The 14,236-nt window shown below is 46.4% G+C and carries 11 protein-coding genes; 5 read left to right on the forward strand and 6 right to left on the reverse strand.

Annotation, left to right across the window (positions count from 1 at the left end):
* Window positions 1-349: 349 nt before the first annotated feature.
* The 3 genes from AAKU64_RS20905 (at window position 350) to AAKU64_RS20915 (ending at window position 2,352) form a co-directional block, all read left to right on the forward strand.
* On the forward strand, window positions 350-700 hold the full coding sequence (locus AAKU64_RS20905) for a hypothetical protein (RefSeq protein ID WP_354362909.1): 351 nt from the start codon (window positions 350-352) through the stop codon (window positions 698-700).
* Between the two features lie 32 nt (window positions 701-732).
* On the forward strand, window positions 733-1,140 hold the full coding sequence (locus AAKU64_RS20910) for a DUF2946 domain-containing protein (protein ID WP_354362911.1): 408 nt from the start codon (window positions 733-735) through the stop codon (window positions 1,138-1,140).
* 198 nt (window positions 1,141-1,338) lie between these two features.
* A complete protein-coding gene (locus AAKU64_RS20915; protein ID WP_354362912.1) occupies window positions 1,339-2,352 on the forward strand; it encodes a TonB-dependent receptor in 1,014 nt (337 codons plus the stop codon).
* A 173-nt stretch (window positions 2,353-2,525) separates the two neighbouring features.
* On the opposite strand, the gene AAKU64_RS20920 is transcribed toward AAKU64_RS20915, so the two are convergent.
* From AAKU64_RS20920 to AAKU64_RS20940, 5 genes are all read right to left on the reverse strand, one after another.
* Window positions 2,526-3,893 (reverse strand): toxin-antitoxin system YwqK family antitoxin, encoded by a 1,368-nt coding sequence (locus tag AAKU64_RS20920; protein ID WP_354362913.1) that lies wholly within the window; start codon window positions 3,891-3,893, stop codon window positions 2,526-2,528.
* Between the two features lie 270 nt (window positions 3,894-4,163).
* Window positions 4,164-5,525, reverse strand: a complete 1,362-nt coding sequence (locus tag AAKU64_RS20925; protein WP_354362915.1) for an 8-oxoguanine deaminase — start codon at window positions 5,523-5,525, stop codon at window positions 4,164-4,166.
* A 73-nt stretch (window positions 5,526-5,598) separates the two neighbouring features.
* Window positions 5,599-6,528 carry an ABC transporter permease gene (locus AAKU64_RS20930; RefSeq protein ID WP_354362917.1) on the reverse strand — a complete coding sequence of 310 codons (930 nt, stop codon included), beginning with the start codon at window positions 6,526-6,528 and terminating at the stop codon, window positions 5,599-5,601.
* Window positions 6,525-7,643, reverse strand: a complete 1,119-nt coding sequence (locus AAKU64_RS20935) for an ABC transporter permease (protein WP_354362922.1) — start codon at window positions 7,641-7,643, stop codon at window positions 6,525-6,527. Before AAKU64_RS20935 ends, AAKU64_RS20930 begins: the two co-directional genes overlap by 4 nt.
* Window position 7,644: 1 nt before the next feature.
* Window positions 7,645-9,315: an ABC transporter ATP-binding protein gene (locus tag AAKU64_RS20940; RefSeq protein ID WP_354362919.1), complete on the reverse strand. Its 1,671-nt coding sequence runs from the start codon at window positions 9,313-9,315 to the stop codon at window positions 7,645-7,647.
* A 627-nt stretch (window positions 9,316-9,942) separates the two neighbouring features.
* On the opposite strand from AAKU64_RS20940, the gene AAKU64_RS20945 reads away from it, so the two are divergent.
* Both AAKU64_RS20945 and AAKU64_RS20950 read left to right on the forward strand, forming a co-directional pair.
* Entirely contained in the window at window positions 9,943-10,782 is an 840-nt protein-coding gene (locus tag AAKU64_RS20945) for an outer envelope protein (RefSeq protein ID WP_354362921.1), read from the forward strand.
* A 187-nt stretch (window positions 10,783-10,969) separates the two neighbouring features.
* The gene (locus AAKU64_RS20950; protein WP_503012724.1) at window positions 10,970-12,049 is read left to right on the forward strand and encodes a BMP family ABC transporter substrate-binding protein; all 1,080 of its coding nucleotides are present in this window, start codon (window positions 10,970-10,972) and stop codon (window positions 12,047-12,049) included.
* Window positions 12,050-12,156: 107 nt separating this feature from the next.
* On the opposite strand, the gene AAKU64_RS20955 is transcribed toward AAKU64_RS20950, so the two are convergent.
* Window positions 12,157-13,755 carry a methyl-accepting chemotaxis protein gene (locus AAKU64_RS20955; protein WP_354328879.1) on the reverse strand — a complete coding sequence of 533 codons (1,599 nt, stop codon included), beginning with the start codon at window positions 13,753-13,755 and terminating at the stop codon, window positions 12,157-12,159.
* Window positions 13,756-14,236: the final 481 nt, after the last annotated feature.

Below are 14,236 nucleotides of genomic sequence, written 5' to 3' on the forward strand. Positions count from 1 at the left end.
GGCAACTTTCGACTGGCTGGTCAAAAGGCAGAATGCTATCGCATCTGACCCTTTGACTTTTTATTCAATGTTGCTCTTCGTACTTGAATCCGCCGGTATTTTTAAATAATTTTTAGGGGAGTATATTGAATTATGCCTTGATTACCGTTGAATAAGAGCAAGCGGATTTAGCTGGTAACAGTCCATCTGCCAGTCTACATTCCGATTTTGTGTGGGTTTTTTTCATCGCTGGTTAAATTTGCTAGATAAATTTTCAATTCTAAATTGTAAGTAGATTGAGCAACTGTTACTATTTTCCTTTTAGTCAACATACGGCGCTGTTGAAGGCATCATCACCATTGCAACGCTGATGCATCTACACAAAACCATGGCACTAACCATCATCAAAAACGAGATCCGCTCTTTACTGAAAATACGTAAAGAACGGGTGATACCGCCGCCCAGTGGAATGCCGCAGTTTGGCAGCACCATCGTTTGGGATAAACTTAAAATCCAATTGCGCATGACTATCGATGGTGAGCAATGGGATTGGCTGACACTCAAAGGTTGGCGCGTGCAAGATATGCGTAAAAACCGTCGTAATTATTTTAAAGTCCCGAGCAAAGCCGTTGAACGTTTGTTGCTGGCATCACAAGAAGAGCGAGAAGATATTTATCAGCGCATTGTGAATTACGACTACGATAAGAGCAGGCTAAGCTGATCAGCGAGTCTGCCTCCGGTATAATCAGTAACATGAATCAATGGATTAAACGAAGTAGGCTGCCGCTCTGGATTGCATTGTTTGCGATCTTGCTGAATGCGCTTGCCCCTTCGATTTCCCATGCGCTATCTGCGCGAAACGGCGCATCGGATCTTTTTGAAATATGTACTGTATCTGGTACACAATTTGTCAGCATTGATAGTGCAAAAAATGGCGCCTCAGTACAGATCAAATCCTCGAAACCTGCCCCACCTCAGTTGTTGGAACACTGCCCTTTCTGCATGACACATGCAGGGTCGTTTGCCTTGCCTTCCACGCCTCCCGTTGCACCATTCGTCATTGGCGGACACGATCATTTCCCCGCGCTGTTTTATCACTCACCTTCCCCACTCTTCTCCTGGTCAGCCGTTAATCCGCGCGCGCCGCCCTTCACTTCCTGATGATATTTAATCGCCTGCTGCACTTGATCTAAGTAAGTACAAATTAAATACAAGGTAAATGCGGCAAAGGTGATTCGTAGTCGATTTTCTATTCAAGGTCCGCTTTGCAGTGAGCTTGGCTCTCGCGATTGCGGACGACTATTCGTTCAGACGCACTCCAAATCAATCAAAAATATTTCAGCATTTAAAGGATTCATCATGTCTCGTCTTTCAACATTAAAAACTGTTTCACTCATCGCTGGTGGTGTGGCGATGTTATTCCCTATGCTGGCAAATGCCTGCGCAAGTTGTGGCTGCACGCTAAGTTCTGATTGGGAAAATATGGGGATGTCCAGTGGCACTGGCTTTAAGTTGGACATCCGCTACGACTACCTGAATCAAGATCAGCTACGTAGTGGTGCAAGTAAAATCAACCCCGCAGCAGCGAGCCAGGTAACCAACAATGGTGACCCGCAAGAGGTAGAAAAATTCACCAAGAATAATTACCTGACATTTGGACTGGACTACAGCAATAGTCCGAACTGGGGCGTCAATCTGCAAGTACCTTATATCAACAGAACCCACAGCACACTCGGGACTGCATCCGACGGTGCAGTAGCAGGCGATGGCGGTGGTCAATATGATTCCAGCACCTCCAACATTGGCGATATCAAAGTAGTGGCACGCTATCAGGGGTTTTCAGAAGAACATAATTTCGGTCTGCTATATGGCATCAAACTGCCTACTGGTAGCCATACCCAAACCGGTACATCAACGGATGCAACGGCACCTGGGATAGCAATGATTGATCGTGGCTTGCAACCGGGCACCGGAACTACCGATGTAATTGTCGGCGCTTACTATTTCGGTAGTTTGAATAACAATTGGGACTATTTTGCACAAGGACTGTATCAGGCCGCGATCAATTCTAGCGACGATTACAAACCGGGTAATGGTTTAAATCTGAATGCAGGATTGCGCTACAAAGGATTTGAGAGCATCACTCCGCTATTGCAAATTAACGCTAGACATGTGGCACATGATACCGGTGCCAATGCTGACACAACCAGCACTGGTGGCACTCTGGTCTATCTGAGTCCTGGCGCAGTGATTCCAGTCAACGAACGTTTATCGGTTTATGGTTTTGTGCAATTGCCCTTATACCAGGATGTTCGTGGCGTACAACTGGCACCTCGCTATACGGCATCGGTGGGTGCTAGAATTTCCTTCTGATCCACTTGCTAAGACCTCATGATAGGTGCGATTGGCATCGCGTAATCGCACCTATGTCGGGATACTAAACTCATGAGGTTGGAGCAAGCATGGTCGATTGCCAGGGTAAAGAAGTTGAGATCGGTGATGTTGTTCGAGTCTTGTACATCTGCCAGGACGTGCATCACAGAACGCTATTTCCGGATTTCTTTCACGCTGCCATCTGAAAAGTAGCGCTCTTCTTTATCCAGCTTTCCTTCTTTGTAATACTTCGCGTGTGTAACATGATCATCTTCGTAATCACGTTCGATGGATAACACTTCTTTGCCAGGCATACCTTTAGGTTCATAAACTTTTTCATGTCCTTGTCGCAAGCCCTTGGCAAAGAAGGCTTCGGCTTCGATACCGCCGTTTCGGCTGTAGAATTTTTGCGGCCCTTCACGCTTAAATCCGTAGTCACTAGGTTCACAAGACATTAAAGATTCGACGTTATTGCTGCCCCAGACCATTTCGTCATTTTGCAAGCTGACATTACCGGTAAATTGCAATTTTTCATTGTCCCAGTAATATTGCATACTGTAGATATCGTTTTTTTTCTGAATGACTGCGCGCGGACTACCATTTTCCCACCAGCAAGAACTTTGCTGAACGATCAAATCTTTTCCAGAACTGCCACCAACGCCATAGGCTGTGCTGCGCGCTTTACCGCCTGAGTTAAACCACTCTTCGTCTGTGCCAACCAGCGCCCCTTTTGAATCGACGTGCATCACGCGTTTGATTTTTCCATCGGCATACAGGTCGGTGATCGTTGCAGAACCATCGCTGTTGATCTGTTTTTGGCGTTTCGCCGCCTTGGGTACTGTTATAGAGCCAACTTTCAATACCGAATCCCATTCGCTGGTGGCTTTAACAGCTTCTTCGATGTTGGTTTCCTTACCTTGCACCAACCGGACTTTTTTGTAAACTTGCCCATGAATATCGTAGTAGACGATATCGCTAGGGCCATTGAAGCCACACAACTTTGCATCAATCGATGTTTCTTTTTTGTCCGAGCAACGAGCAAAACGAATTTGTCCACCGGGCAAATAGCCAATGGAAGAAACCTCATATCCAAGCTTTCCGGTAGTCCCATCGCCGTACAAGGTACGCTGAAAGATGGAGCCATCCGCACTGTACTCCTCCTTCATTCCGGAGTTCTGGTTACTTTTTACATTTTCTTTGATGCGAATTTTTGAAGTGCCCGGAAAATAGGTGATTTGTTCACCAGACTTGGTATCGTATCCATTCACTTGAGCAAAGTGACGCAGCACATGCTGTCGTGGGCCGTCAATTTCTTCTTCCAGCTTGTGACCCTTAGAAAAAACAAAACGTTCCTTTTGCTTTTCGTTACCCCAATCACGCACGCAGCTCACCGTGCCGTCAGACTTTTGCCGATCAGCCTCTTTATCCATATCCAACGAGTTATCGCAGGTATAGGTCATACCCGAATGGGCGAAGGAAGCAGATAAACTCAACAAAAAACCAAGCGTCCAATGTTGATAAATTTTATTTGTTTTTTTCATATGGCAATGGCATTACAACGATAATAAAGTACATTTTTTAATACGAAAATTGTTACAACTAATTTGTCAGAGAGACGATACCAACTCGTACCATTCAATGTCCCAAGGAGAAGATCACTAACTACATGGATTTTCGGGTAAGTTAAGCACTCAAGTAATTCCAAGTATTCTCATTTGTGCCGTCAGCTAGCCTTTAAAAATTCGGCAATACTCATATTAGTTGAAATCTGGGTACGCAGAAACTCCTGTACAAAATACGCACTTAGGGTGTCAACGCGCCACTTCTGCCAAATCCATTGCAAGACGGTTATGGCGCGCCATCACAACTGGTAAATCGATCGATGTCAAATTACCTTCTCTCACTACTACATGACCGTTGATGATGCTGTAATCGGTATTTGATGGCGTGCAAAAAACCAATGCAGCAACTGGATCATGCCATGCACCGGCAAAGTTAATTTGATCGAGATTGAAAAGTGCTATGTCGGCAGCCATACCGGGTTTTAGTGCGCCGATATCGTCCCGGTTCAGGACTTTGGCACCGCCGAGTGTGGCAATTTCTAATGCCTGACGAGCCGTCATCGCATCGGGACCAAATCCGACACGCTGCAACAACATCGCTTGGCGAACTTCACCCAGCATATGTCCAGAATCGTTCGAAGCGCAACCGTCGACACCCAAACCGACGGACATACCGGCATCGATCATTTTGCGGACTGGTGTGATGCCAGAACCAAGCCGCATATTGGAACAAGGGCAATGTGCAACACCGGTGCCGGTGCGTGCAAACATCGCAATGCCGTCATCATCTAGCTGCACGCAATGCGCATGCCAGACATCATGACCAACCCAGCCGCAATCCTCTGCATATTCTGCTGGCGTCATATTAAATTTTTCGAGGCTATATGCAATATCGTTGATATTTTCCGCCAGATGCGTATGTAACGACACTCCATAGTTGCGGGCCATCAAGGCGGACTGTTTCATCAGTTCTCTCGATACCGAGAATGGCGAACAAGGTGCAACCACAATGCGTTGCATCGCAAAGCGCTCTTTGTCATGGTAAGTCTCGATTAAACGCTGCGAGTCTTTCAGTATCGCAGATTCTGTTTCTACGACGCGATCTGGCGGCAAGCCACCTTTAGACTGTCCAACGCTCATCGAGCCACGCGCTGCATGAAAACGCATACCGATCTTCTGTGCAGATTCAATGCTGTCGTCTAACTTGCATCCATTTGGATAGATGTATAAGTGATCGCTGCTAGTAGTGCAGCCGGATAAGATCAGCTCGGCCATCGCCGTCAAAGTTGAGACTTTTACCATCTCTGGCGTTAAGTTAGCCCAGATCGGATAAAGATTGGTCAGCCAGTTAAACAGCTCGCCATTTTGCGCTGCTGGAATCACGCGGGTCAGGCTTTGGTACATATGATGATGGGTATTGATCAGGCCAGGAATTACCACATGATGGCTGGCGTCAATCACTTCATCCGCCGTATCTGGCAAGTCTACGGTATGACCGACCTGCTCAATTACATGATCACGGATGAATACTGCTCCATCAGCGATTTCTCTGCGCTCTGCATCCATTGTGACGAGAACGCGGGCATTTTTTATCAGTAGTGTTTTAGTCATAATGATGATCTGAACAATCGACAGACATTAATTCGCATTAGTCCAGCCGAGTCCAAGTTGAAGCTTAAGTCCATCACGATCCCGGATGAAAGCTTTTTCCCAATGACAGAGGCTGATTCAATAAAATTGTTTTTGGATCACGGCAAATAATCACTAGTACGACGATCGTTGCGACATACGGCAACATCGATAAAAATTCTGACGGTATTCCTAATCCAAAACCTTGTGCGAACAACTGCATCACAGTCACACCACCGAACAGATATGCGCCAAGCACAACACGCAGCGGCTTCCAAGTTCCAAAAACGACTAATGCCAAAGCAATCCACCCCTTACCTGCGGTCATACCCTCTACCCACATTGGTGTCTGCACCAGAGACAAATAAGCTCCGGCAATGCCCGCCGTCGCACCACCAAACATCACGGCACAATAGCGTATCCAGATCACAGGATGACCAACTTCATGCGCCACCGTCGGTGACTCACCGATAGCTCTTATTTTCAAACCGGCATAACTTTTAACCAGGAACCATTGAACTGCAATAAATAGCAAAATTGATCCATAGACCATGGCGTCATAGCTAAATAATAGTTTCCCAAGCACCGGTATGTCGGATAAGAAAGGGATGGGTAGTTTCTTTAAACCAGCGATCGGTGTACCGGCAAAATCATGCCCGACAAATGCAGATAATCCTATGCCAAATAAGGTAAGCGCCAATCCGGTAGCAACCTGATTTGCCTGCAAACTCAAGGTCAATACGGCAAATACCAGCGACATCAAAATACCCGCACAAGCGGCTGCGATAAAACCAATCACCGGACTGGCCGTCGCCAAGGTCGCGGCGAATCCTGCTACCGCACCGACCAGCATCATGCCCTCAATTCCCAAATTGAGAACGCCTGCCTTCTCGACTACGGTTTCACCTAATGCTGCATAAATCAAAGGGGTTGCCGCGGTTACTGTACTGGCAAAAATAGCGAGTAATGGAATATCAAAATTCATACTGCCCCCTTACTAGCAGCGGATGGATTAACCGGCATACTGAGGTTGGGTGCATGCGGTGTATGAACTCTTTTCAATCTGAAGGTAATAAACAGATCGGCTGCCAACAAATAGAACAGTAACAAACCCTGAAACAAGCCAGTAATCGCCGAAGGCAACGCCATCTGCATTTGTGCCGACTCACCGCCCAGGTAAAGCAGCGACATCAGCAAGGAACCAAACACAATGCCAATCGGATGTAAGCGGCCTATCCAGGCCACGATAATTGCGGCGAAACCATATCCCGGTGATATCTGTGCCTGTAGCTGTCCAATCGGGCCGGCCACTTCACACATGCCCGCCAGACCAGCAGTCGCACCACTGATCATTAGTGCAACCCAAACATTACGCTTAATCGAAAATCCGGCATAGGTGGCCGCGGCAGGTGCTAGTCCAGCTACCTGCATACGATACCCCGCATAAGTCTGACTAGAAAAAATCCAGGAGGCGATCGCCAGTAATAGTCCCAACACAAAACTCCAATTGGTACGGGTACCTTCGACCAATAAAGGAATTAAGTAAGCGTCAGCAAAGGTTTTCGATTGTGGAAAATTAAAACCCTGAGGATCACGCCATGGACCATGAACCAGAAACGACAAAAATAACTGAGCAATGTAGACCAACATCAGCGTCACCAGAATTTCGCTGGTATTAAAGCGGTTCCGTAAAAATGCCGGTATCGCAGCCCACGCCATACCACCGAGTGCGCCCGCCATTAGCATCAATGGCAAACCCCATGCGACGCTGGTGTCTCCTAACCAGAGCGCGACACCGCCACTGGCAATCGCGCCCATCGTCAACTGACCTTCTGCCCCGATATTCCAGACATTCGCGCGGAATCCTATTGCCAGACCAAGTGCACACAACAATAAAGGTGATGCCTTCAGCAATAATTCACCAACGCCATATATGTTCTCGACCGGCTTAATGAAGAAGACATAAAACGCTTGTTGCGGTGGCTTTCCCAATGCGGTAAAAATCACGATGCCTGTCAATAACATCGCAAAGGCGGCGATCAGCGGTGATGCGATCTTCATCATGGAAGATGGTACAGGACGACGCTCCAACTTAAACATATTAGGCAAAATAACTCTCCTGTTGAGTGTTTGCTAGGTCCACTACGGATGCCTGATTTGACGGCTCAGGCGGTTCGCCTGCGCTATTGATAGTCGCATCAAATTTGCCACTCATCCAGTTGCCGATTTGTTCAATACTAGTGTCGGCTAAAGGCAATGCCGGTGATAAGCGCCCTTCGGCCAAGACACAAATACGATCGCTGATCGTAAACAATTCCTCCAGCTCTTCCGAGATCACTAGCAACGCCACGCCCTGCTGGCGTAGATCCATCAATGCCTGCCGTATCATTTGTGCTGCGCCTACATCCACGCCCCAGGTCGGCTGCGCGATTATCATCAATTTGGGATTGAGCATCGTCTCGCGTCCGACAATAAATTTTTGCAGGTTGCCGCCGGATAGACTAGAAGCAACCGCGCTGTCGCCACCACATTTGACTTTGAAACGAGCAATCACTTCTTGCGTGAACTGACGAATAGCGGAATGACGTAAAAATCCGTTCTTCACCATGCCATGCCGGGCGCCAGTTAATAAGGCATTTTGCAACAGACTCATGGCAGGTACCGCGCCATGTCCCAAGCGCTCCTCAGGCACAAAGGTCAGGCCCAGACGTCGCCTTTGTGCCGAATTCAATTGTCCGGCATCTTGTCCAATCATGTTGATCATCTTGCTTTGCGGGCTGAGAACTTCTCCCGACAAGGCGGCTAGTAATTCTTTTTGGCCATTACCAGAGATACCTGCTATGCCAAGTATTTCTCCGCTTTTTACAGACAAGCTGATCGCTTCCAGTGCCGTACCAAAAGGATCAATCGTGGTCAATGAAAGCCGATTCAGCGCTAAGCGCACCTCCCCTGTTTCTTGCGGACTTAAATGACATTCGGCCAGCTCGCCACCGATCATCATGCGTGCCAGACTATCGTTGGTTTCTTGTTTAGGTACGGCGGTACCCGTAACACGACCGCCGCGTAACACCGTTGCGGTATCACACAGAGCGCGGATTTCATCCAACTTGTGGCTGATATACAAAATACTGCAACCTTCTTTGGCCAGCTGTCGCAAGGTGTCAAATAAAATCAATACCGCTTGAGGAGTCAGCACGGATGTTGGCTCATCCATGATTAATAACTTGGGTTCCAATAACAAACAACGAATGATTTCTACCCTCTGGCGTTCGCCTACCGACATGCTATGCACTAGCCGGTGAGGGTCTATCGGTAATCCGTATCTGTCAGAGACTTCGGTAATCCGGGCAGCTAATGATGCTGGCGCCGTTGGCACATCCATAGCAAGCGCGATATTCTCAGCAACCGTGAGTGTCTCAAATAAAGAAAAGTGCTGGAACACCATACCAATCCCCATACGTCGCGCTTGCGCGGGGTTGGAAATATCCACATAACGCCCCTCCCACAAAATCGTGCCATCGTCGGGTTGGGTTACGCCATAGACGATTTTCATTAGGGTACTTTTACCGGCGCCGTTTTCGCCAAGTAAGGCGTGAATCTCACCAGGCTGCACCGTCAGCGCTATATCGTCGTTGGCAACGACGGTAGGATAGCGTTTGGTGATTCCAGTTAACACCAGACGAGGCGACTGTGTCGATGACGATATCGTCTGATCTGGCTGAATTGGCAGAGCCGTCGCAGGTAACTCAGGTGAAGCTGGCAAGTGATCCATAGCGTCCCGTTAAAGAGGAAGTAAATAGCAAAATCAACTGTCGCAATTGTCATGCCAAGCTCAGTCATTCCATATTGAGAAGTTCTTTGTATCGACATGCTGAGCATACAATCAGATGATACAAATTGTCGACAATATTTCACTTTATTGATAACAATTTCTACTTAGAATGTGGTTAAAGCTGGTATATTTTCCTTTCATCATCCCATCAATGATGAAAATAACATGCCTATCAATCATATGAGTTAAGTCGCGCATAACAATAGTATTGATCAGACAATCTGTTGCTAATCTTCCGATTTTTCATTAAAAACGCACTAATAATGCACATTTATCGTCGTTTAAGGCCTAATTTAATGCGCTCGATTCAATGAAACGATGTAAATCTGTTCCTCATTGGTGAGAAAAATCAAAAGGAGAGTGGCACATTTTTTGCTGACAAAGAGATTGAAAATCGTCAACATACAAATCCATTATTGTTGACAACTAAAACTATAACTGTCCATAAAACACCGAATAGTGAAAGATTTTTCGATTCTTACCTGCAGTCCAGTTCCATCCCAGTTTCAAAAAACAATTAGGCGGAAACAGATTCAAATTTAATCGTAAATCCTTATGGAGAGCATTATGTTGGCAACACCCTTAAAATCCTCAATCAGCAAGACACTCGCTTCTGCAATCACATTGCTGCTAGCAAGCGCCGCAGTCAGTCAGGCCAATGCGGCCGACTGGAGCGACACCTCAATCGGCTATCGTTACGGCTCCAAATTTGCAGAGCCATACAACCCAGAAGACATTTCAAAAAATATATTCAATCTGACTCATGTCAGTGGGTACAAATATGGCTCGAATTATTTCAATATCGATCTGTTGCAGTCTGATAGCAAAGACAGCAATGCGCAAGAAGCCTATGTGGTCTACCGGAACACTTTAGATCTGGGCAAAGTGACTGGTAAGAGTCTAGCCTTCGGTCCGGTGCGCGGTGTTGGCATTACCGCAGGCTTTGATTGGAACACGAAGAATGACACTGGATATGCCTCCAAAAAGCGCATGCTCGTTGTCGGCCCGACACTGATGGTGGATGTGCCTGGATTTTTAGACGTCAGTCTGTTGTTACTGCAAGAAAGCAACTTTCCTATTGGTGTCACTAGCCGCTACACCTATGATCTCCATCCTATGCTAAGTGCCGCATGGGGTATTCCTATCAGCACAAGCGGATTCGCATTTGAAGGCTATATGAATTACATCGCCTCCAAAGGAAAAAATGAATATGGTGGCCCAACCTCCCCAGAGACGAATATTGATGCGATGATCATGTATGACGTTGGCACTGCGCTTGGAATCGGCAAAAATACGTTACGAGCTGGTTTTGAATATCAATACTGGCGCAACAAGTTCGGCAATCCATCGCAAGTCCCCGGCTCATTGGCAAAAACACCGATGGCAAGAGTTGAATATCATTTTTAAACGGACAAAGTTGAGAGAGCGACAGTTTCAAACTAGTTGCGCGAGCTTCATCCCGCAAGAAGTTTGAGACTTCACGCTTGATTTTTTTTTAGTCGTATTTATTACACGTTTTATCTTATTGTGTTTGTCTGTACTTACCAGTCGTCCCCGTCGCTATCAGGGATTTATTCAAGACAAGGAGTTATCAATGTACCGTATCCGTACCGTAGTAACCGCCATCGCCATGGCAAGCAGCTTAATGACAGGAGCTTCAGCCTTTGCTGCAGAACCGCTCAAGGTCGCTTTTGTATATCTGGGACCTGTCGGTGACGGCGGCTGGACATTCCAGCATGACCAGGGTCGTCTGGCTATTGAAAAAGAATTTGGCGCAAAAATCAAAACGACGTTTGTTGAAAACGTGCCAGAAACTGCTGATGCAGAACGCATCATCCGCCAGTTAGCTGTCGACGGCAACAAGCTGATTTTCACGACCTCATTCGGCTACATGGATCCGACGGTGAAAGTCGCAAAATTATTTCCTAAAGTCCACTTTGTCCATGCCACAGGCTATAAAACGACAGCTAACTTAGGCACTTATCAAACCCGCTTTTACGAAGGTGCCTACCTGCTCGGCATTATCGCGGGCAAGATGACCAAGTCGAATACTTTAGGCTTTGTCGGCTCCTTCCCAGTACCAGAAGTCGTACGCAATATCGACGCCTTTACCTTGGGTGCAAAAAGCGTCAATCCTAAAATAAAAACCAAAGTTGTCTGGGTCAACACCTGGTACGATCCGGGCAAAGAACGTCAGGCAGCCGAGACTCTGGTGGCACAGGGCGCCGATATGCTGGCACAAAATACGGACTCACCAGCAGTGGTGCAAGTAGCGGAAGAAAAAGGCGTGCATGCTTTTGGCTGGGACACCGATATGGCGAAATATGGCCCTAAAGCCCAACTGTCTGCGAACACGGAAAATTGGGGTGTGTATTACAGCCAGGAAGTCAAACGTGAGTTGGCCGGCACCTGGAAACCTGAACAAACTTTTTGGGGCATCAAAGAAAATCTCGTCGTTCTTTCGCCCTTAAATGCCTCAGTACCAGCAGACGTTGCCAAGCTATTCAACGAGAAAAAACAGGCGATTGTCGATGGAAAGTTGCTGCCATTTGGCGGTCCGTTAAAAGACAATACCGGCAAAGTCAAAGTGGCTGCTAATGCTGAATTGCCGATGGGAGAACTGCTAGGTATCAATTGGCTGGTCGAAGGCGTAGAGGGATCGCTGCCTAAGTAATATCAAGTTCTTTAAGTTCATCAAATTCTATTAAAGACTTTGCCAGAGTTGATTCTGGCAAAGTTACCGCTTCTCTCCGCTAACATTCACTACGCTTCAATATCAAGTTATCTGGTTAGCTGACGTCTTTGTAGCGTGATCGTTGGTACGATCACTTGTAATCCATCAAGCTTAAATATACTGACTATTTGCGCTAATCCGGCTGCCTGCTCTTGCAGCGATGCAGCCGCCGCTGCCGCTTCTTCCACCAAGGCGGCATTTTGTTGTGTCACTGTATCCATCTCAGAAATCGCCTGATTGATTTGCTCAATACCGGTCTCTTGCTCTTGTCCCGCTGAGGTAATTTCGCCCATGATGTCAGTAACACGCTTGACGCTGGCAACGATTTCTTCCATCGTATCGCCAGCTTGCGCCACTAACTTACTACCGATTTCTACCTTCTCCACTGAATCACCAATCAAGGTTTTAATCTCTTTGGCGGCGCTGGCAGAACGTTGTGCAAGGTTGCGTACCTCTGCCGCGACGACAGCAAAACCACGTCCTTGTTCGCCAGCGCGTGCGGCCTCTACCGCGGCGTTCAGGGCCAAGATATTGGTTTGGAAAGCAATACTGTCAATCACGCTAATAATGTCGACGATTTTTTTGGACGACTCATTAATCGAGCCCATGGTTTCTACTACCTGAGAAACAACCTGTCCGCCCTTCACCGCAACGCCAGAAGCAGAAACCGCAAGCTGATTTGCCTGACGAGCATTATCGCCATTTTGTTTGACGGTAGAAGTTAACTCCTCCATAGAAGAAGCTGTTTCTTCCAGTGAACTTGCCTGTTGTTCAGTACGTGAGGATAAATCCAGATTGCCGCTAGCAATCTGGCTAGAAGCAGTCGCAATAGTGTCGGTACCAGAGCGCACGTGACCGACGATTTTTTGCAAACTAAAGTTCATGTCTTGTAAGGCTTGCAGCAACTGACCTGTCTCATCTTTAGAATCAACCACAATGGTGCTGGTTAAATCGCCGTCCGCGACTTTGCGGGCAACCACGACAGCATCATTTAAAGGTCGGGTAATACTGCGCGTCACGAACGCGCCCAATAAAACACTAACAATCGCAGCGATAATTGACAAGGCTAAAATAAGCAGCCGCGTCTCAGACGCACTTACTTCTGTCTCTTTACCAGAAGTCTCCATCAATTGGTTTTGAAACACCAAGACTTTATCGAGTGCGTCGAAATAAGCCCTCTGAATAGGACGAACATCGCTATATAAGAATGCAGTTGCCTCTTCTTTTTTACCGTCTTTTGCCAAGACAAGAAACGCTGCTCTTGATGAGATAAATTTAGTCCTCACTTCTAATACAACTTTGAGATTTTCTCGTCCTTTTTCTGATGTAATTAGTTTTTCTAATTTGGAAATCGCGTCACCAATAATGGCACTACTCTCATCGATATTGGCATATTCTTTTTTTATTGGCTCAGCGTCAGTCATTAGCAAAATATTGCGCATATTGCGAGCGGTTTCATTTAGCTCGTCTTTAACTGTATGGACTAACACCGTCTTTGGATAACGATCATTGTTGACCAAATCAATATCTGCGACCAAAGCGTTTACACGTGTATAGGAAAGCGCCGCTAATACCAGCATCAATACAATGACGGCTCCAAAGCTGATGGCTAGTCTTTGACCAATTTTTAGATTTTTGAAATTCATTTTTGTCCCCTGCGATGATTAAAGTATTTCTGTTCAAACTCTATTTTGCGGCTCATAGAACTTGCAGAATAGTTTTTACAACAGTAAGGCTGGTGATAGTCTGAATGAAACCGCTGCCATCTCGTTCTCATCTATCAATCATAAAGATCATACAAAATGAGATGATCTCAGATGCTTTGAGAGGTACTGAAGATCTTAAAACTAGACGATGTGACGAATATCTTACAAACACCCTAATCAGAAAAAGTAGGGGGGGGAATTTAACGATGTATCCCCAGACTCAGTTCGCTTTTTATATCGACTTGTGGTGCCGATAAAGCAATCTAAGATTTATTTTTTATTAAATTAAATATAACAAAATAAAATTACAAAACAAAGAAATATCTATTGAGCTTCTTGCAAAATACCCAAACCAGTAAAGTCGAGCATGGGTGTGGCCACTGTTGCGATTGGTTTTCTTGTTTGAAGCGGCACATGTGAC

It is taken from the genome of Undibacterium sp. GrIS 1.8 (assembly GCF_040544445.1).
GTDB lineage: Bacteria > Pseudomonadota > Gammaproteobacteria > Burkholderiales > Burkholderiaceae_D > Undibacterium.